Source organism: Sphingomonas sp. Leaf20, from assembly GCF_001421535.1.
GTDB lineage: Bacteria > Pseudomonadota > Alphaproteobacteria > Sphingomonadales > Sphingomonadaceae > Sphingomonas.
On sequence record NZ_LMKN01000009.1, the window covers coordinates 652,848 to 669,494 of the forward strand.

The 16,647-nt window shown below is 66.5% G+C and carries 17 protein-coding genes; 7 read left to right on the forward strand and 10 right to left on the reverse strand.

Annotated elements, in window-relative coordinates; translation table 11 throughout:
- Positions 1–2: 2 nt before the first annotated feature.
- Together ASE72_RS16345 and ASE72_RS16350 are read left to right on the forward strand one after the other, a co-directional pair.
- On the forward strand, positions 3–1,709 hold the full coding sequence (locus tag ASE72_RS16345; protein ID WP_056023716.1) for a GMC family oxidoreductase: 1,707 nt from the start codon (positions 3–5) through the stop codon (positions 1,707–1,709).
- Positions 1,706–2,410, forward strand: a complete 705-nt coding sequence (locus ASE72_RS16350) for a gluconate 2-dehydrogenase subunit 3 family protein (protein WP_056023719.1) — start codon at positions 1,706–1,708, stop codon at positions 2,408–2,410. The genes ASE72_RS16345 and ASE72_RS16350 overlap by 4 nt, the downstream gene beginning before the upstream one ends.
- Before the next feature lie 51 nt (positions 2,411–2,461).
- On the opposite strand, the gene ASE72_RS16355 is transcribed toward ASE72_RS16350, so the two are convergent.
- From ASE72_RS16355 to ASE72_RS16365, 3 genes are all read right to left on the reverse strand, one after another.
- Positions 2,462–3,766: a hypothetical protein gene (locus tag ASE72_RS16355; protein ID WP_056023722.1), complete on the reverse strand. Its 1,305-nt coding sequence runs from the start codon at positions 3,764–3,766 to the stop codon at positions 2,462–2,464.
- A 63-nt stretch (positions 3,767–3,829) separates the two neighbouring features.
- Positions 3,830–4,972, reverse strand: a complete 1,143-nt coding sequence (gene ribB / locus ASE72_RS16360) for a 3,4-dihydroxy-2-butanone-4-phosphate synthase (RefSeq protein ID WP_056023725.1) — start codon at positions 4,970–4,972, stop codon at positions 3,830–3,832.
- Between the two features lie 50 nt (positions 4,973–5,022).
- On the reverse strand, positions 5,023–6,435 hold the full coding sequence (locus ASE72_RS16365) for a purine-cytosine permease family protein (RefSeq protein WP_056023728.1): 1,413 nt from the start codon (positions 6,433–6,435) through the stop codon (positions 5,023–5,025).
- A 117-nt stretch (positions 6,436–6,552) separates the two neighbouring features.
- Between ASE72_RS16365 and ASE72_RS16370 the strand changes: the two genes are divergently transcribed.
- The 3 genes from ASE72_RS16370 to ASE72_RS16380 are packed head-to-tail and all read left to right on the forward strand — an operon-like array spanning position 6,553 to position 8,281.
- Positions 6,553–7,590 carry an LLM class flavin-dependent oxidoreductase gene (locus ASE72_RS16370; RefSeq protein ID WP_056023731.1) on the forward strand — a complete coding sequence of 346 codons (1,038 nt, stop codon included), beginning with the start codon at positions 6,553–6,555 and terminating at the stop codon, positions 7,588–7,590.
- On the forward strand, positions 7,590–7,886 hold the full coding sequence (locus ASE72_RS16375; RefSeq protein ID WP_056023732.1) for a DUF1330 domain-containing protein: 297 nt from the start codon (positions 7,590–7,592) through the stop codon (positions 7,884–7,886). Before ASE72_RS16370 ends, ASE72_RS16375 begins: the two co-directional genes overlap by 1 nt.
- Positions 7,883–8,281 carry a carboxymuconolactone decarboxylase family protein gene (locus ASE72_RS16380; RefSeq protein ID WP_056023735.1) on the forward strand — a complete coding sequence of 133 codons (399 nt, stop codon included), beginning with the start codon at positions 7,883–7,885 and terminating at the stop codon, positions 8,279–8,281. Before ASE72_RS16375 ends, ASE72_RS16380 begins: the two co-directional genes overlap by 4 nt.
- 83 nt (positions 8,282–8,364) lie before the next feature.
- Here ASE72_RS16380 and ASE72_RS16385 read toward each other — a convergent pair whose 3' ends face one another.
- The 5 genes from ASE72_RS16385 to ASE72_RS16405 are packed head-to-tail and all read right to left on the reverse strand — an operon-like array spanning position 8,365 to position 13,226.
- A complete protein-coding gene (locus ASE72_RS16385; RefSeq protein ID WP_056023738.1) occupies positions 8,365–9,807 on the reverse strand; it encodes an NAD-dependent succinate-semialdehyde dehydrogenase in 1,443 nt (480 codons plus the stop codon).
- Positions 9,804–10,307: a flavin reductase family protein gene (locus ASE72_RS16390; RefSeq protein WP_056023741.1), complete on the reverse strand. Its 504-nt coding sequence runs from the start codon at positions 10,305–10,307 to the stop codon at positions 9,804–9,806. Before ASE72_RS16390 ends, ASE72_RS16385 begins: the two co-directional genes overlap by 4 nt.
- Positions 10,308–10,318: 11 nt before the next feature.
- Complete coding sequence (locus ASE72_RS16395; RefSeq protein WP_056023744.1) at positions 10,319–11,797, reverse strand: aldehyde dehydrogenase; 1,479 nt, start codon at positions 11,795–11,797, stop codon at positions 10,319–10,321.
- A gap of 2 nt (positions 11,798–11,799) precedes the next feature.
- Positions 11,800–12,624 carry an alpha/beta fold hydrolase gene (locus ASE72_RS16400; protein ID WP_056023747.1) on the reverse strand — a complete coding sequence of 275 codons (825 nt, stop codon included), beginning with the start codon at positions 12,622–12,624 and terminating at the stop codon, positions 11,800–11,802.
- Positions 12,624–13,226 (reverse strand): amino acid synthesis family protein, encoded by a 603-nt coding sequence (locus ASE72_RS16405; RefSeq protein WP_056023750.1) that lies wholly within the window; start codon positions 13,224–13,226, stop codon positions 12,624–12,626. Before ASE72_RS16405 ends, ASE72_RS16400 begins: the two co-directional genes overlap by 1 nt.
- Positions 13,227–13,325: 99 nt before the next feature.
- On the opposite strand from ASE72_RS16405, the gene ASE72_RS16410 reads away from it, so the two are divergent.
- Entirely contained in the window at positions 13,326–14,018 is a 693-nt protein-coding gene (locus ASE72_RS16410; RefSeq protein WP_056023752.1) for a GntR family transcriptional regulator, read from the forward strand.
- A gap of 144 nt (positions 14,019–14,162) precedes the next feature.
- Here ASE72_RS16410 and ASE72_RS16415 read toward each other — a convergent pair whose 3' ends face one another.
- Positions 14,163–14,594 (reverse strand): Rrf2 family transcriptional regulator, encoded by a 432-nt coding sequence (locus ASE72_RS16415; RefSeq protein ID WP_200916322.1) that lies wholly within the window; start codon positions 14,592–14,594, stop codon positions 14,163–14,165.
- 86 nt (positions 14,595–14,680) lie between these two features.
- Here ASE72_RS16415 and ASE72_RS16420 point away from each other — a divergent pair, with 86 nt between their 5' ends.
- A complete protein-coding gene (locus tag ASE72_RS16420; RefSeq protein WP_056023756.1) occupies positions 14,681–15,460 on the forward strand; it encodes a class I SAM-dependent methyltransferase in 780 nt (259 codons plus the stop codon).
- Between the two features lie 133 nt (positions 15,461–15,593).
- Here ASE72_RS16420 and ASE72_RS16425 read toward each other — a convergent pair whose 3' ends face one another.
- Positions 15,594–16,607: a zinc-dependent alcohol dehydrogenase family protein gene (locus ASE72_RS16425; RefSeq protein ID WP_056023759.1), complete on the reverse strand. Its 1,014-nt coding sequence runs from the start codon at positions 16,605–16,607 to the stop codon at positions 15,594–15,596.
- Positions 16,608–16,647 lie beyond the last annotated feature (40 nt).

Genomic DNA, 16,647 nt, shown 5'->3' on the forward strand with positions numbered 1-16,647 from the left:
TCATGACGCCCCTCGCCGCCGCCGCCACCGAGTCGTCCTATGACGTGATCATCGTCGGCTCTGGCGCGGCGGGCGGCATGGCCGCGTTCAGCCTGACCAAGTCGGGGCTTCGCTGCCTGATGCTCGAGGCCGGGCGCGATTATGACCCGCAGGCCGAGGTGAACATGTTCGCCCCCGAAAGCGATGCCCCGCTGCGCGGCGCGTCGACGCCCGACAAGCCGTTCGGCTATTTCGACGCGACCGTCGGCGGTGGCTGGCAGATCGACGGCGAGCCCTACACGATGCGCGAAGGTTCCGATTTTCGCTGGTACCGCCCGCGGATGCTGGGGGGGCGCACCAACCATTGGGGCCGCCACGTTCCCCGCTGGGGCGCGTATGATTTCAAGCCGTTCTCGCGCGACGGCCTCGGCGTCGACTGGCCGATCGGCTATGACGACGTCGCGCCCTTCTATGATCGTGTCGAGCGCATGATCGGCGTCAACGGCGGCCGGCTCGACCTCGAGAACCACCCGGATTCGCCCGCAGGCTGCCTGATGCCGCCGCCGCGGCCGCGTGTCCCCGAAATGCTGATCAAGGCGACCGCGGAAAGCCTCGGTATCCCCGTACGCTCGGCGCACACCGCGGTTCTGACGCGCGACATGCCCGACCCCGTCGCGCCGCGCAAAGCGTGTTTCAACGCCACGCCGTGCACCCGCGGCTGCACGATCGGCGCGATGTTCCAGACGACGACGTCCTTCCTGCCGATGGCGAAGGCGACCGGGCGGCTGACGACGATCACCGACGCGATGGTATCGCGCGTGACGATGGCGACGCCCGGCAAGGCCGCCGGCGTCGAATATGTCGACCGCAAGACCGGCCAGCGGCATCAGGTCAAGGCGCGCGCCGTGGTGCTGGCCGCGGGTACCGGCGAGACGACGCGCCTGTTGCTCAATTCGGGCGATCGCGGACGCGGGCTGGCGAATGCGTCGGGCGAGCTGGGGCGCAACCTTACCGATTCCACCGGCGCCTCGTTCCGTGCCTATGTTCCCGCACTCGCGGGTCGCCCCCGTTACAACGAGGACGGGATCGGCGGTCAGCATATCTACATCCCGTTCTGGCTGTACGGGCAGCAGAAGCGCGGCGAGCTCGACTTCGCGCGTGGCTATCATTTCGAGATCGGCGGCCGGTTCGGCGTCCCGCCCGCCGAGGCCCTGCCGAGAGCATGGGGTGCGGCGCTCAAGACGGCGGTCCGCAACACATCCGGCTCGACGATCGCCCTCACGCTGCGCGGCGAGATGATCCCCAACAAGGACACGTTCTGCGAGATCGATCCGGTCACGAAGGACCGGTTCGGCATCCCCGTCCTGCGCTTTTCGTTCCGCTGGTCGCAGAACGAGATCAACCAGGTCGCGCATGGTCGTCGCACCGCGCACGCCGTCTTCAAGCGGATGAACGCGACGATCCTCGATCCCGATCTGCCGCCCGAGCAGATCATGACCGCGGGCGGGGAGATCATCCACGAGCTCGGGACCGCGCGCATGGGAGCGGATCCGCGATCGTCCGTGGTCGACGGCTATGGTCGCGCGTGGGAGGTCGACAATCTGGTGCTGATGGACGGCGCGGTCTTCGCGTCCGGCGCCCACAAGAACCCGACGCTGACCATTCTCGCGCTGGCGTTGCGCGCGTCGGAGCGATTGGCCAAGCGTATCAAGACAGGAGCGTTCGCATGACGCTTTCGAGGCGCGCCACGATGCAGTGGATGATGACCGCGGCGCTGCTCCCGCTCGCGCGCTGGTCGCCCGCGGACGCGGTGCCGGCGGGCAGCGGGACCGCGGTGGCGTTCGACACGGTCGCGGACTGGCCGTCCGTCCCCGCCGCCGCACCGGCAAAGGGGTATGGCCGCGATCCGAACCTGATGGAACCCAAGGTGCCTTGGCCGCTGACGTTCAGCAGCGGACAGCGCGGCGTCGTCGATCTGCTCGGCGACATGATCCTCCCCGCCGATGCCGTATCGCCGGGCGCCGGGGCGCTGGGGGTCGGTGCGTTCATCGACGAATGGATCAGCGCGCCCTACCCGGTCCAGCAGGCGGACCGGCAGAAGATCCTCGCCGGTCTCGGCTGGCTCGACGCGCAGGCGAGCGTGCTGCACGGCCAGCCGTTCGCCGCGATCACCGTGCAGCAACGCGGCGCGATGCTCGACGTGCTGAGCACCGCCGCCCCAAAAGCCAGCATGACCGCGCCGGTCGCGTTCATGGACACGCTGCGCAAGCTGTTCGTGCTGGGCTTCTACAGCCTGCCCGAAGGCAAGGCCGACATGGGATATATCGGCGACACGCCAAGCGAAGGCCCCTATCCCGGCCCGTCGCCGGAAGCGCTCGCGCATTTTGCCAAGCTGATCGGCGCGATGGGGCTGACATACGCCCCCGTCTAGCGGGCAGCGTCGGTTACTTGCCCATGGCAGTCGTCTCGTGCGCCGCGGTAGTCAAAGCGAGTATCCAAAGATCACCAGCACCGATTTCTTCAGGCGACCGTCACCGCCCTGGGCCGCGCCGGATATGAACTGTCCGGCGCCGACATAGGGGTCATTCCGGCCGATCAGGAATTCCGAATACACCTTGATCCGCTTCGATCGCTTCGACGACCAGACCGCCCCGATATCGAGCCGCTCGCTATCCCTGAACCCGCGCGCATCCTTGAAGAAACGGCCGTAATTCACATAGGGGGCAATGTCGAACGGCAGGCTCCCCGTATCGATCGATCGGCCGATTTCGCCGAATATATAGGTTCCTTTCGTCGCGATGTTGTACGACGCATCGAACCCGCCGACGGTGATTATGTCGTTGCGGCCCGGATTGCGCGGATCGATGTCCTGCCGCGCGACCAGCGTCTTGGCATGCCATGCGCCTTTGCTCCCGGTCAGGCTTGCCGCGAGGATACGCTTGCTGCCGTCCGCGCGCGTATCGAAATTGTGGATCGTCGAGAACCAGCCCGAGATCGTGGCGCTGAGCTTCGCATCCGCGGTCGCCGCCAGCGTGTAGCTGGCATTGCCGATCAGCATGTTGCGTTCGTCGTTGCGCGAGCCGTCCGGCACATAGCTGTCGGCCCTGGCGATGTTCGTCGAATAGCGTGACGAGTCCGAGCTGATCCCCGCACCGGCCGGTCCGCTGGCGGGGAAGAAGCCGAGCTCCACGCGATAGCGGGGTGTCTCATGGCGGAATTTCACGCCAAGATTATACGTCTCCTCGAACCCATAGACGAACGCCAGGTCGTTGAGGATCGATGATCCCCAATACCGGTCGTCGAACGGGACCGGCTGCACGCCGGCGGTCAGGCTGTCAGCTTCGGTCAGATTGACGCCGCCATAGGCGTACATCAGGAACCGTACCTCGCCCGGATAGTCGCGGTACCCGGCCGGCTTGCCATAGATGAAATTGCCCCCGAGGAACCGGTATTGCGCCGACCCGAACACCGTGTCGGACGTATAGTCCGCCGTCAGCGCCAGCGTATCGAACGAGAGATGGCTCGACGTTCGCGGCTCGCCGCTCGCGGCCGCGTCGTTGAAGCGGAGATCGTACCGTCCCCGCAGCGTCGCACCGACTTTCAGGCCTTTCTTCGGCGATGCAGGCGGTGCGACGTCCGGCTTGGCAATTGGCGGCGACGCGGTCTCCCCGCCATCGGCCGTCGCCTCATCCGCATTGCCGGTCGGTGACGGGGCGCCCTGCGGGCACGCCGCGCCGGGAACGCATTGCTGTTCGATGACGATCGGAACGGGCGGTGTCCAAGGCATGCGTTCTCCTTCGCGGAGATGACCTCCGCGTCGCTGATTTCGGGATTACCGGGCTGGCGGCCGCTAGGTCGCGGTGGTCGGCATCAGGCTCCGCTCGCCCACCACCGCCAGGCCGTAGCCCGACAGTGCCACCAGCGTTCGGTGCGTGTTCGTCAGGAGGATCATCCGCTCGACGCCAAGCTCGGTCAGGATCATCGCGCCCACGCCATAGTCGCGAAGCTCCTCCATGTCCGACGGCGACAGGATCCCTGCGCGCGCCTTCAGCGCCATCGAGAAGCGATCGTCCCGCTGCCGGTTGATTGCGATGACGACGCCGGCCCCTTCTTCGGCGATCATCCGCATCGATCGCTCGAGCACGTCCATCCCCTGTCCGTCGCCGGCAAAGATGTCGGTCAGCGCCGAGATCGCGTGCATCCGGACCAGGGTCGGCTGCTCGGGATCGAGCACACCCTTGACCAGCGCGATCTGCTCGGTGCCGGTCGCGCGGTTGCGATAGGTGATCGCGCGCCACTCGCCGCCCCATCGGCTGTTGAACGTCACCTCGGTACATTTCTCGACGAGATGATCGTGACGACGGCGATACGCGATCAGATCGCGGATCGTGCCGACCTTGAGCCCGTGAAGCTGCGAGAAACCGATCAGGTCGCTCAACCGCGCCATCGTGCCGTCGTCATTCATGATCTCGCAGATGACGCCGGAGGGGTTGAGCCCGGCCAGCCTCGCGACATCGACTGCGGCCTCGGTATGGCCTGCGCGGACCAGCACGCCGCCATCGCGGGCGATCAGCGGAAAGACATGGCCGGGCGTGACGATTTCGCTCGGGCCGTTGGCGGAGTCGATCGCCACCGCAATCGTTCGGGCGCGATCGTTGGCGGAGATGCCCGTGGTGACCCCCACGCGCGCTTCGACCGAGGTGGTGAACGCGGTCTCGTGCCGCGTGCCGTTCTTCGGCGCCATCGGCTGAAGCCCGAGCTGATCGACCCGGTCGCGCGTCATCGCAAGGCAGATCAGCCCCCGGCCGTAGGTCGCCATGAAGTTGATCTTCTCCGGCGTCGCCATCTGCGCGGGAATGATGAGGTCGCCTTCATTCTCGCGATCCTCATCATCGACGAGGATGAACATCCGGCCGTTCCGCGCCTCCTCGATGATCTCCTCCGGCGAGGACAGGAAATTCGGACGTAGGCGGGTCATCGTGTCGGGCGCCATGGCGTCCCTCCTGCTGGCTGGGTCGGTGAAGTGGCGGCTTGCGACGTCGGTCATCGCGGCGTCACCATGGCGGGCGCGGCTACTTCGGCTGTACGTTCGGACTTGCCCGCGCCGAGGCCGAGATAGAGCGCGCCGGTCACGATCGGCGCGAGCAGCCAGCCAATGTCCATCCCGCCGATCGATGCCGCGAACGGCCCCGTGTGGATGGCGGAACTCAGGAACGGCAGCTGTACAGCGATACCCGCGAGATAGGCGATCGCCGCCCTGACGTTGAGGCGCCCGTAAATGCCGCCATCCGCCTCGAAGAACGAGGCGATGTCGTATCTGCCCTTCCGGACGACGTAGAAGTCGATGATGTTGATCGTCGCCCATGGCGCCAGCACCACCATCAGGCCGATGACGAAGCCGATGAACCGGGGCACGAACGTGTCGGCGGACGTCGTCGCGACGCCGAGACAGCCACCGAGCACGATCACGGACAGCACGATCCGCGCCCTTCGCCCCGGCATCCACGACGCCACGAACGTCTGCGCCATGGTGATGAGCGACAGGACGGCACCGTAGATATTGAGCGCGTTGTGGCTGACGATGTTGAAGATGAAGAGGAGCATCAGGACCGGCGCGAGCGCACCGACCGCACCACTGACCTGAGTCATGGGATCCGCGCCGACGGGGGCGCCGGCAACCGCCATCGCGCCGAGTATGAACGACGCGGCCGCGCCCAGCGCAGCGCCGGCGAAGCTGGCGAGGAACGGCCCCCGGATTCCGACGCTCGGCGGCAGATAGCGCGAATAATCCGACGTGTAGCAGGCATAGGAGATGTGCCACACCGCCCCCAGCGAGAACATCGCGAACCAGCCCGCCATCGTAAACCCGCCGCGCCAGACGATTTCGGACGAAAGGCCCTCGGTCAGCCTGAACGCGGCATAGAGCAGGCCGAGGCCCATGAACCACATGCCCACCCGGTTGAGCAGGTGGATGACGTTATAGCCGAGGATCCCGATCCCCGCCGCGGCCGCGGCGGACAGCACCGCACCGATCGGAAGCCCGATCCCCGGCACCAGCGCGTGCACCGACTTCGCTGCGAGCACAATGTTCGAGGTGAAGAAGCCGACATACAGCAACGTCGCAAACGTCACGACGAGCAGCGCGCCATAGCGGCCGAACTGCCCCCGGCTCTGGATCATCTGCGCCAGGCCCATCTGCGGCCCTTGAGCGGAGCATGCCGCCAGCACCAGCGCGCCGACCAGATGCCCGAGGATGATCGCGGAGATGCTCCAGCCCAGCGAAAGGCCAAAGACCTGGATCGCCATCGCACCGGTCACGACGGGCAGTGGCGCGATGTTCGTGGTGAACCACAAGGTGAACAGGTCGCGCACGCGTCCATGTCGCTCGTCGAGCGGCACGAAGCCGATGCTGTTGGCTTCAATGGTGGCGGCTGGCGCCTCTCCCGGGGTTGCCATGGTCAGCAAGTCCTCTTATCATTTTTGGTATACCATCAGACGGTATGTCCTGCTAAGGATTGATGCAAGTCAAAAAACATAGGGGTTCAATCATGCCCCTGAGGAAAGGATCGACGGATGAAGTTCTCGCTCTTCCTGCATATGGAACGCTACGACGAGGCGATCTCGCACCGTCAGCTTTACGAAGACCTGCTCGCGCTCTGCGACCTCGCGGAAGAAGGCGGGCTCCACAAAGTGTGGATCGGCGAGCATCATTCGATGGAATACACGATCTCGCCCAACCCGATCCCGCTGCTGGCTGCGGTGGCGGAGCGGACCAAGAACATCCGGCTCGGCGCGGGTACGTTCATCGCTCCCTTCTGGCACCCGATCCGCATGGCGGGCGAAGCGGCGATGCTCGACGTCATCAGCAACGGCCGCGCGGAAATCGGTCTGGCGCGGGGCGCCTACCAGTTCGAGTTCGACCGCATGCTGAACGGCGTGTCGGCCAATGACGGCGGAAAATATCTGCGCGAGATGGTGCCCGTGATCCGCAAGCTGTGGGAGGGCGATTACGCACATGACGGCGAGATCTGGCAGTTCCCGGTGTCGACCAGCGTGCCCAAGCCCGTCCAGACGCCGACGCCGCCCATCTGGATCGCCGCGCGCGATCCCGACTCGCACAAGTTCGCGGTTGCGAACGGTTGCAGCGTGATGGCGACGCCGTTGTTCAAGAACGACGACGAGGTGAAGGATCTCGCGCGCAAGTTCGACGAGGCCTGCGCCGCCAGTCCCGACGTACCGCGGCCCCAGTTGATGATCCTCCAGCACGCGCATGTTCAGTCCAGCGACGCGGACGGTCAGCGCGCCGCCGAGGCCATCTCGCTGTTCTTCCGGAATTACGGCGCCTGGGCGAGCAACAAGAAGCCCCCGGTCAATGGCTTCCACCACGACATCGCGCCGCTCGACGCCGAACGGTTCCCCGACTTCGTGCCCGAGCAGCTGCGCCAGAACATCATGATCGGCACACCCGAAGAGGTCATTGCCCGCCTCAAGACGTATGAAGCCCTGGGGGTCGACGAATACAGCATCTGGCTCGACAACACGATGTCGTTCGAGGAAAAGCGCGACTCGATCCGCCGGTTCATCGATCAGGTGGCGCCGGCCTTCGCGTGATGCCCAAGGCCTATTGGATCGCGCGCGTCGACGTCACGGACGCCGATGCCTATGCCACCTACATGGCGCTTGGCCCGGCCGCGCTGATCGCCAATGGCGGCAAGCTGCTGTCGCGCGGCGGCAGCGCGGTTGCGCTGGAGGGGCCCCCGCCCCGCCAGCGCAACGTCGTCATCGAGTTCGAGAGCATGGCGGCGGCGCTCGCCTGTCATGCATCGCCCGAATACGGCGCCGCGCGCGCGGCCCGGACGGGCGCGGCCGAGGTCGAGATACTCATCGTGGAAGGACTGTCAGAATGACGATCGAGCGGACTACCAGCGCGGCTTTCGACCGTGGCCTGGCCACCAGACGCGAAGTGCTCGGCGATGCGTATGTCGACAAGGCGCTTTCCGCGGCGGACGACTTCAACTGGCCGATGCAGGAACTGACGACCGAATATTGCTGGGACCATATCTGGAACAGGCCGGGGCTCGATCGCCGCAGCCGCAGCATTCTCAACCTCGGCATGATCGCCGCGCTCAACCGCGGGCACGAGTTCAAGGCGCACATCCGTGGCGCGCTCGCGAACGGCGTGACGCGCGAGGAGCTTCGCGAGATCCTGCTCCAGATCGCGGTCTATGTCGGCGTCCCCGCCGGGGTCGACAGCTTTCGCCTGGCCCGCGAAGTGTTTGCGGAGATCGACGGGGAAGCCTGACGCGCAAAGCCTGGCATCGTGACAGGTGCGGGGTTGCGCACCTGTCACGTATCCCCGCCCCTGCGCTGTTCCGGACGGCGCCTCTACAGCCCGCCCATCATGACATATTTCAGCTCGAGATATTCGGCGATGCCGTGGCGCGAACCCTCGCGCCCCTGTCCCGACGCCTTGATCCCGCCGAACGGCGCGACCTCGGTCGAGATCGCCGCCTCGTTCAGCCCGACCATGCCATAGTCGAGCGCCGCTGCGACGCGCATCGCGCGGCCGATGTCGCGGGTATAGGCGTAGGCGGCGAGGCCGAATTCGGTATCGTTCGCGAGGCGGATCGCTTCGGCTTCGTCGGCGAACCGGATGACGCCCGCGAGCGGACCGAACGTCTCCTCGCGCGCGATCACCGAACCGGCCGGCACGTCCGCGATCAGCGTGGGGGGATAGAACAGCCCTTCCCCCCGCGTCCCGCCCGTCACCAGACGACCGCCACGGCGTACCGCATCGGCGACATGGTCGTCCACCTTGACCACCGCGCGCTCGTTGATCAGCGGCCCGATCGTGCTGCGCGGATCGGTGCCACGGCCGACGACGAGGTCCGCCATCCGCTCGCGCAGCCGTTCAACGAAGCGATCATGGACCGAATCCTGAACGAGGAAGCGGTTGACGCAGACGCAGGTCTGGCCGGCGTTGCGGAACTTCCCGAGCATCGCACCCTCGACCGCGGCCTCGAGATCGGCATCATCGAAGACGATGAACGGTGCATTCCCGCCAAGTTCGAGCGACAGTCGTTTCAGCGTCGGCGCCGCCTGCGCGAACAGCATCCGGCCGACCGGCGTCGACCCGGTGAACGACAGCTTGCGCACCACCGCGCTGTCCATCAGCGCACCGCCGATCGCGGCAGCATCGCCCGTGACGACATTGAAGACCCCCGCCGGCACCCCGGCCTCTTCGGCGAGTGCCGCGAGCGCCAGCGCGGTGAGCGGCGTCTCGGGCGCGGGCTTGAGGATCATCGTACACCCGGCCGCGAGCGCCGGCCCGACCTTGCGCGTGATCATCGCCGCGGGGAAGTTCCACGGCGTGATCGCCGCGGTCACGCCGACGGGTTCGTGCCAGACGAGGATGCGCTGGCTGGCCTTTGGCGCCGGGATGATCTCGCCATCGACGCGCCGCGCCTCTTCCGCGTACCAGCGCAGGAAGCTCGCGGCGTAGACGATTTCCCCCGCCGCTTCGGCGAGCGGCTTGCCCTGTTCCGCGGTGAGGATCTGCGCAAGCGCATCGCGGTGGTCGTGCATCAGCGCGTACCAGCGCATGAGGATATCCGCGCGCTCCATGGCGGGGCGCGCGCGCCAGTCGACCAGCGCGCGCTCGGCGGCGGCGATCGCGCGTTCGGTATCCTCGCGCCCGAGATGCGGAACGGTCGCGATGACGTCGCCCGTGGCGGGATCGTGGACGGGACTTCCCTGCCCCGTCGCCGCGATCCACGTGCCGTCGATCAGCGCATGGTCGCGAAACGGATGAAGCGTGCGCACCGTCATGCGGCTTCCAGCACCGGTGCGGGATGATCGGCCATGCTGCCCCTGTGATAGATCAGCACGGGGCGCTCGGTCAGCGCGATACGCCGGACCGCGCCGATGACGATCGCATGATCGCCACCGTCATAGTCGCGCCACAGCGTGCATTCGATGACGCAGGCGACGTCCGGCAGCACGGGATTGCCGAGCTCGCTCAACGTCCAGTCGAGCGCGGCGACCTTCTCGGTCCCCTTCGACGCGAAGGCCATGGCGAGATCCTGCTGTCCGGCCGCGAGGATATGGATGGCGAAGCTCTGCCGGCTGAGGAGATGCGGGTAGGTCGCCGATGTCAACGCGGGGCACACCAGCACCAGTGCCGGGTCGAGCGACAGCGAAGTGAATGCGCTGGCGGTAAACCCGGCGATCGCGCCATCGGGATCCAGCGTCGTGACGACGGTCACGCCGCTGGGGAAGCCGGCCATCGCCGTGCGAAACTGGGCGGGATCGATCGAATGGTCTGTCATGTCTCTCTCCTTCAGCGCATCACGAACGGGTCGCCCATCGGTTGATCCGACAGGTTGACCCAGACGGTCTTGAGTTCGGTGTAATCGAGGACGGCGTGGATACCGCCCTCGCGGCCATAGCCGCTGGCGCCATAGCCCCCGATCGGCGCCATCGCCGACACCGCGCGGTAGGTGTTGACCCACACGATGCCCGCATGGACATCGCGCGCCATCCGGTGGCCGCGTGCGAGGTCGCGCGTCCAGACGCCGGCGGCCAGCGCATAGTCGGTTCCGTTGGCAAGGCGGATCGCGTCGTCCTCGTCGCTGAAGCGCATGATCGCGGCCACTGGTCCGAACACCTCGTTCTGCACGATGTCGAGATCCGCCGACCCGCATTCGAGCAGCGTCGGCTCGTAATACCATCCGGACTGCGCCGCGGGCCGCTTGCCACCGGCGAGCACCGTCACGCCCTGCTCGCGCGCCCTCGCGACCATCGTCTCGACGATACCGAGTTGCTGCTCCGTCGCCATCGGTCCCATGTCCGACGACGGATCGAGCGGATCGCCGATCGAGATGCGCGCGATCCGTTCGCGCAACGCGGCGACGAACCTGTCATAGATGCCGGCCTGCACGAGCAAACGCGACCCTGCGACGCAGCTCTGGCCCGAGGCGGCATAGATCCCCGCGACGGCACCATTGACCGCGCCTTCCAGGTCCGCGTCATCGAAGACGATGTTCGCCGACTTGCCACCGAGTTCGAGCGACAGCTTTGCGAAATTCTCCGCCGTTGCGCGCACGACATGGCGTGCGGTCGCGGCGCCGCCGGTGAACGCGACGCGACGAACCAGCGGATGACGCGTCAGTGCCGCGCCCGCGCCCGCGCCGAACCCCGTCACGACGTTGACGACGCCATCGGGGAAGCCGGCCAGTGCGACCAGTTCGGCAAAGCGCAGGATGCTGGCCGATGCGTGCTCGGAGGGCTTGATGACCAGCGTATTGCCTGCCGCGAGCGCGGGCGCGAGCTTGATCGCGGTCAGATAGAGCGGGCTGTTCCATGGCACGATCGCGGCGACCACGCCGAGCGGCTCGTGGATGGTGAACGCGAACATGTCCGCCTTGTCGATCGGCAGCGTGCTGCCCTCGAGCTTGTCGGCCAGGCCTGCTGCGTAATGAAAGAATTCGGGGAGATAGGCGAGCTGTCCGCGCGTCTCGCGGATGAGCTTCCCATTGTCCCGGGTCTCGAGTTCGGCGAGTTCGCCCGCGTTCTCGGCAACCAGGTCGCCGAGACGCCGGAGGAGCTTGCCGCGCGCGCTGGCGGTAAGCCCGCGCCATGCGGTCGAACGGAAGGCGGCATCGGCGACGCGCACCGCGTGATCGACATCCGCGGCATCGCCGTCCGGAAGCGTCGACCACACCTCGCCCGTTGCCGGGTTGAGCGAGGCATAGGTCGCGCCCGACGCGGCCGGGACCGATTGCCCACCCACGAGCATCTGGAACGTGGTGGTCGTCATCTTCAATCTCCGAGGGAGGGGTGGTGGCGCCCGATCGAGGCGAGGAAGTCCATCAACAGCGCGTTGGTCGCATCGGCCATTTCGACGGGCATCATGTGCCGGGCGCCATCCACGATACGGAAGGCCGCGCCGGGAATGCGTGCGGCCAAGGCCCTGGCCATCGCGGGCGTCGATCCGACGTCATGTTCGCCGGTCGCGACGAGCGTCGGAACGTCGAGTCTGGACAACTCCGCCTCGCCGTAGCGATCTTCGGTCGCGAACAGACGGTAGGTCACCGCGTACCCCACAGGGTCATTGGCGATGAAGCTCGCGCGCAGGGCCGCGAGATAACCGGCGTTCTCGTGTCGGAACTTCGCGCTGAACCACCGCTCGATCGCACCGTCGATGTTCGCGCGCGGACCGTCCGCGGTGACATCGGCCACCCGGGCAAGGATCGTCTCGCGCACGTCCGGCGAGCGGTCGAACACGCCGTTCAGGAGGACCAGCGCCTCGACCCGCTCACGGTGGCGCAGTGCCACGGCACGCGCGACCAGTGCCCCCATCGAGAACCCGATCAGCGCCGCTTTATCGATCCCGGCATGATCGAGCACCGCGGCGACATGATCCGCATAGCTGTCCAGACCCGCATCTGCGGGCGGCATCACGCTGCCGCCATGACCGAGCATGTCGATGGCGATGACCCGGTAGCGCGTCTCGAGCACGGGCACCTGCGCCGCCCACATGTCGCGCGACAGCCCGACCCCGTGGATGAGAACCACCGCAGGTCCCGGACCGCCGCTATCGTCATAGGCCAATGGCGGGTTCACCGTGTCGAGGACGGCCGTCATCACGACGGCTGCCGCGCGGCCTTTTCGGCTGCGATGTCTTCGAGGTCCCGGTAGCGGTTCCCGATGCGCGGATGGACGCGGCCGCCATCCGCCGCGCCGAGTACGATGACGATCTCATCGGGAAGCGGTGCATCCGAGATCGAGAACTCGCCGGTGATATAGTGCGATCGCTGGCCCTCGTCGTCCTTGTGCATCATCGGCACCTGGATCGACGTTCCCAGCCCACCACGCTTGTTGGTGAAGCTCAGATAGGACTTTGCCTGCACCGCGTCGCGATAATGGTTGCCGAAGCGCAGCGTGTGGATCAGCGCCGAGGCATGCTCGATCTCACCGCCCGCGCCGACGACCGCCGCCTTGCCATAGGCTTCGATCCGGTCGGCGCCACCGATCGCAGCAACGAGGCGCTCGACGATCAACGCACCGAGATCGGACGCATGAGCGCGGATTTCGGGCTGGAGATCCTCGACAAAGCCGCGTCCGGCCCAGGGATTCTGCACGACAGCGGCGACCATGACGGTCGTGACCGGGGTCCCGGTCTGCTTGCCGCCTTCGATGCGCACCTCTTCGACGTACGAGACGATCTTTCGAATGCTGAATGCCATGTCTAGCAATCCTCCTGCCTGTATGGTGTCTGTTGGTATACCATAGGAATGGACAATGGCAATTGTTCATTTAAGAAGGTGGTCGAGGGGACACCGCCGATGCCGAATGACGACGTCAATATCCTGGACCGGATCGAAGCCCGGCCACAGACGCTGCGCCTGATCGCGCTGGACCGCGTTCGCGATGCCATTCTGGAAGGGCGGATAAGCCCGGGCGAACGCCTGGTGGAGCGCAACCTCGCGGAGCGGTTGGGCGTGAGCCGGTCGGTGATCCGCGAAGTCATTCGCAATCTGGAATCCGAGGGTCTCGTCGAGGGAACACCGTCGGGCCCCCGCCTCGGCATCATCACGATCGACCAGGCCGAACAGATCTACGACATCCGCATCCAGCTTGAGTCCTCCGCGGTTGCGGCGTGCGCTCGCGTGGCTACCGAGGCCACCGTGGCGGCACTCAGGTCGGCGCTGGCGGCGATCGCGGACGCGCATGCACAGCAAAGCGCGATCGGCGCGTTACGCGCCACGACCTGCTTCTACGAGATTATCTTCCAGACCGGCGGGCACGTCATCGCGTGGGAAATCGTCCAGCGCCTGAACAGCCGGATCAGTCAGCTCCGCGCGATGACGCTGTCCGTCGTCGGGCGGCAAGCCGCTGGCCTCAAGCGGCTGGCCGGAATGGTCGATCTCATCGAACGACAGGATGCATCGGGGGCCGCCGCGGCGTGCCAGAAGCATGTGCGCGAAGCCGCCAAGATCGCCTGCGACAGACTGAGGGAAGCCAAGACATCGGGCTGACGATCTGAAACCCATGCGCTTGGAGCCCCCTCGCCTGCGATGTGGGCTGCTCGAAGACCGGGACTGTTTCGGTGTACCAGGGCGTCCCAGGCGAGCGTAACGTGGACGAATGGCGTAGACACGCCCGCCATCACAAAGGCCGCGCTATGAGACTGGAGCGCAATGCGGCGCAAAACTGCGCGCGAGTTCGGCAAGGCTGACCGCGCCAAGGCGCACGACGAGCAGGGCTTCGGCCTCGCGCAATGCATCCTCCACCGCCGCATTGACGACCTTCTCGACCGCGCAGGCGGCGTCCGGATGTTCGTTGCCGATCGCGAACAGACGCGGCCCCCCGACCGCGCGGTGAACATCGAGCAGCGACACCGCTTCCAGATCGGCCGCGATCGCCCACCCGCCCCCATGCCCCTTTTCCGACCGCACATAGCCCGCGTCGCGGAGGCCCGCCATCGTGCGGCGGACCACGACCGGGTTGGTACCCAGCATGCGCGCGATCGCCTCGGACGTCATCGGACCATCATGCCGTGCCATGTGGAGCAGCACATGGAGCATTCGCGAGAGGCGGCTGTCGGTACGCACGGCGCGATCCTTCGCACGCCGCGCGGGATTGGCAAGCATTCCGATTCACGATACTTACGATGTTACATGATTCGCGGAGTGCAACGATGCCTGAGTTCGAGAACCCCGACCATTGGGATACCACGGCGCAACAGTATGAAAGGACCGCCCATCCCTTCACGTCGCTTTATGCCGAGGCGGCGCTGGCACGCCTCAGCCTGACCCCCGACAGCCGCGTCCTCGATGTCGCGGCGGGCACGGGTGCGCTCGCGCTGGCCGCGGCGCGGACGGGGGCGCAAGTGCTGGCAACGGACTTCTCGCCCGGGATGGTCGCGCGTATCACGGCGGCAAACCTGCCGAACGTCGAGGCGCGCGTCATGGACGGACAAGCACTGGCGCTCGAGGATGGCAGCTTCGACGCCGTCTTCTCCATCTTCGGCGTCATCATGTTTCCGGACTGGCGCAAGGGTCTCGCCGAGATGGCGCGGGTGACGCGCAAAGGCGGACACGGCGTGATCGCCACCTGGCAGGATCGAGGCGCGGCGACGTTCCTTTTGCTGGGCCAGATCCGCCGCACGCTGTTCCCCGACCTCACAGGCATGACGATGCCCGAGGCGGTACAGGCGCTCAGCTATCCGGCCGATCTTGCGCGTGAACTGATCGCCGCCGGATATCACGATCCCCGGATAGAGCATGTCACGCACGACTACCTGCTCGACATCGCGGCGCTTGCGGAGCCCGACACGCTCTTCGGCATGTCGCCCGACTGGACCAGTCTGAGCGATGCGCAGAAAGCCGCCGTCATCGGCGAGGTGCGGCAAATGGCTGCGGGCCGCGCGACCCTGCCGATCCCCTCGACCGCGTTGGTGGCGGTGGCTCGCCGCTGATGGCCAGCGGCTCAAGCTTTACCGGTACAGGCGGGTCCGACGCCGTCATCGACCCGCAGCCTTGAGACCGCGCACGTCGGAAGCGCCGACAACGACCTGGTAGCGAGGTATCAAATACGACACATTTAAAGGATCAGAACGCGATCATCACCTTGCCGAGATGATTGGCCGCCGCGAAATAGCGGACCGCGTCGGGTGCATCGTCGAAGGCGAAAATCCGGTCGACGACCGTCGTCATCCGGTTTGCCACCATCGCGTCGAGCAGGTCGACGAACATCGCGCGGCTGCCATTGGCGATCCCGCGGATCGTCACGTTCTTCGCGATGAGCGACAGATAGTCGGGGATCGCCGGCCCCTCGCCCGGCGAAACGCCGACGATGATGATCCGCGCGTTGATCGCCGCGGCTGCGATCGAGTGCCCCAACGTGTCGACGCCGCCGGTTTCGATCACGATGTCGGCGCCCTTGCCCCCGGTCTGCGCGATCACCTCGGCCGCCCAATCCGCTGACGTCCGGTAGTTGACCGTGATATCCGCACCTAAGGTCCGCGCCGTCTCGAGCTTCGCGTCCTGCGACGACGTGATCGCGACGCGCGCGCCGCGCGCCTTGGCGATCTTCAACGCCGCCAGCGCAACGCTACCCGTGCCGAGGCAGAGCACGGTGTCGCCAGCCTCGACCCGACAGATCTCGACGAGCGCGTTCCAGGCCGTCAGGCCCGCCGAGGCAAGCCCCGCGACATCCGCATCGGCCAGCGCGTCGGGCACCCGGATCAGCGCCGCCGCGGGGAGAACGACACGCTCGGCGAGCCAGCCGTCATGCGTGATGCCGATATCGTGCGCAAAGACGTCCGACCGGAACGCGCCGTCGAGCCAGGTCGCGAAATGACCGCAGACGACACGGTCGCCGACCGCAACGTCCGTCACGCCCGCGCCGATCGCCACGACCTCGCCGACACCTTCGGACATCGGGATCCGGGTCTCGGGCTGCCGGGCGCCGTAAGTGCCGCGCAAGAGCTGAACGTCGCGGCTGATAAGACCGACGAGACGCGGGGCGACCAGCGCTTCGCCGGGCCCTGCGACGGGCGCGGGTCGGGTCGTCGCAACAAGACCGCTGATGCCGTTCTGGGCACCGATCTGAAAGGCTTTCATCGAAATCGTCTCCTGGTGAGCGCGCACGACGGGCGCATTA

Coding starts and splice junctions, on each gene's coding strand:
- ASE72_RS16400 (WP_056023747.1), bottom strand. CDS start 12,624: ATGACGGCCGTCCTCGACACGGTGAACCCGCCATTGGCCTATGACGAT.
- ASE72_RS16345 (WP_056023716.1), top strand. CDS start 3: ATGACGCCCCTCGCCGCCGCCGCCACCGAGTCGTCCTATGACGTGATC.
- ASE72_RS16365 (WP_056023728.1), bottom strand. CDS start 6,435: ATGGCAACCCCGGGAGAGGCGCCAGCCGCCACCATTGAAGCCAACAGC.
- ASE72_RS16410 (WP_056023752.1), top strand. CDS start 13,326: ATGCCGAATGACGACGTCAATATCCTGGACCGGATCGAAGCCCGGCCA.
- ASE72_RS16380 (WP_056023735.1), top strand. CDS start 7,883: ATGACGATCGAGCGGACTACCAGCGCGGCTTTCGACCGTGGCCTGGCC.
- ASE72_RS16420 (WP_056023756.1), top strand. CDS start 14,681: ATGCCTGAGTTCGAGAACCCCGACCATTGGGATACCACGGCGCAACAG.
- ASE72_RS16375 (WP_056023732.1), top strand. CDS start 7,590: ATGCCCAAGGCCTATTGGATCGCGCGCGTCGACGTCACGGACGCCGAT.
- ASE72_RS16370 (WP_056023731.1), top strand. CDS start 6,553: ATGAAGTTCTCGCTCTTCCTGCATATGGAACGCTACGACGAGGCGATC.
- ASE72_RS16350 (WP_056023719.1), top strand. CDS start 1,706: ATGACGCTTTCGAGGCGCGCCACGATGCAGTGGATGATGACCGCGGCG.
- ASE72_RS16405 (WP_056023750.1), bottom strand. CDS start 13,226: ATGGCATTCAGCATTCGAAAGATCGTCTCGTACGTCGAAGAGGTGCGC.
- ribB (WP_056023725.1), bottom strand. CDS start 4,972: ATGGCGCCCGACACGATGACCCGCCTACGTCCGAATTTCCTGTCCTCG.
- ASE72_RS16395 (WP_056023744.1), bottom strand. CDS start 11,797: ATGACGACCACCACGTTCCAGATGCTCGTGGGTGGGCAATCGGTCCCG.
- ASE72_RS16355 (WP_056023722.1), bottom strand. CDS start 3,766: ATGCCTTGGACACCGCCCGTTCCGATCGTCATCGAACAGCAATGCGTT.
- ASE72_RS16385 (WP_056023738.1), bottom strand. CDS start 9,807: ATGACGGTGCGCACGCTTCATCCGTTTCGCGACCATGCGCTGATCGAC.
- ASE72_RS16390 (WP_056023741.1), bottom strand. CDS start 10,307: ATGACAGACCATTCGATCGATCCCGCCCAGTTTCGCACGGCGATGGCC.
- ASE72_RS16425 (WP_056023759.1), bottom strand. CDS start 16,607: ATGAAAGCCTTTCAGATCGGTGCCCAGAACGGCATCAGCGGTCTTGTT.